Origin of the sequence: Burkholderia sp. KCJ3K979, assembly GCF_016759955.1 — a bacterium.
Lineage (GTDB): Bacteria > Pseudomonadota > Gammaproteobacteria > Burkholderiales > Burkholderiaceae > Burkholderia > Burkholderia orbicola.
The window spans coordinates 1-1,390 of sequence record NZ_JACFYV010000422.1; the positions used below are offsets into that span (position 1 = coordinate 1).

Below are 1,390 nucleotides of genomic sequence, written 5' to 3' on the forward strand. Positions count from 1 at the left end.
TCGTGGGGCTACTCGCTTGCGACCGACGTGCCAGGCGCGAACTGCAGCGGCACGCCGGCGAACATCACGCTGCGGCATCTGCTGTCGCACACGGCCGGGCTCGGCTATCGCTTTCTCGAAGCCGACGCCGACGGCCCGTATGCGCGAGCGGGCGTGTCCGACGGGATGGATCGCGCGAGCCTGTCGCTCGCCGAGAACGTGCGGCGCATCGCCGGCGTGCCGCTGCAGTTCGCGCCTGGCACGTCGTGGGGCTACTCGCTTGCGACCGACGTGGTCGGCGCGCTGATCGAGGCGGTCGACGGCCGGCCGCTCGCCGACGCCGTGGCGGCGCTCGTGACGACGCCGCTCGACATGACCGACACGGCATTTTTCACGCATGACGCGGCGCGTCTGGCGACGCCTTACGTCAGTACGCCCGACGTGCCGCGCCGGATGGCGGACGACGATCTCGTGCCGGTGTTCGACGGCACGGTCGGCATCCGCTTCGAGCCGGCGCGCGCGTTCGACGCGACCGCGTGGCCGTCGGGCGGCGCGGGCATGGTCGGCACCGCGCACGATTGCTTGACGCTGCTCGATACGCTGCGCACGGGCCTCGACGGCTGGCTCGCACCGCGCTGGATCGACGAGATGGCGCGGGTGCAGCCGGGCGCGCACGACTTGCCGGATGCGCCGGGATTCGGTTTCGGACTCGGATTTTCCGTGCTGCGTGACCCGGTGGCCGCGCAGTCGCCGGAGTCGGTCGGCACCTGGCGCTGGGGCGGTGCGTACGGGCACGCGTGGTTCGTCGACCGTGCAGCCGGGCTGACGGTCGTCGCGCTGACCAATACGTTGTACGAAGGGATGCACGGGCGCATCGTCACCGACGTGCGCGATGCGGTGTATGGCATCGACGACCGGAGCGCGGCATGAGCGAGTGCGTACCCGTCTCCGACCGCGCTGTCGATCGTGCGGCAGATTCGTCCGCGCCGGCTCGTGCACGTCTGCCCGTCGCGAACCTGCTCGCGCTGGCCACCGCCGGCTTCATCACGGTGCTCACCGAAGCGTTGCCGGCCGGCCTGCTGCCGCTGATGAGCGCCGACCTGCACGTGACCGAGGCGCTGATCGGTCAACTGGTGACCGTCTATGCGCTGGGTTCGATTGTCGCGGCGATCCCGCTCGTCGCCGCGACGCGTGCGATGCGCCGGCGCCGGTTGCTGCTCGCGGCGCTGGCCGGCTTCGTCGTGTCGAATGCGCTGACGGCCGCGTCGCCGTACTACGCGCTCACGCTGGCCGCGCGCTTCGTCGCGGGGATGTCGGCCGGGCTGCTGTGGGCGCTGCTGGCGGGCTACGCGAGCCGGCTGGTCGACCCGTCGCTGCGCGGCAGGGCGATCGCGGTCGCGATGCTAGGCAT

General features: G+C 71.7%; 2 protein-coding genes. Both read left to right on the forward strand.

The annotated features are described in order from the left end of the window. A partial coding sequence (locus H3O04_RS35355; protein ID WP_202589516.1) for a serine hydrolase domain-containing protein occupies window positions 1-909 on the forward strand: 909 nt, incomplete at its 5' end. After that, the coding region (locus H3O04_RS35360) for an MFS transporter (protein WP_202589517.1) at window positions 906-1,390 on the forward strand (485 nt) is incomplete at its 3' end. The genes H3O04_RS35355 and H3O04_RS35360, both read left to right, overlap by 4 nt.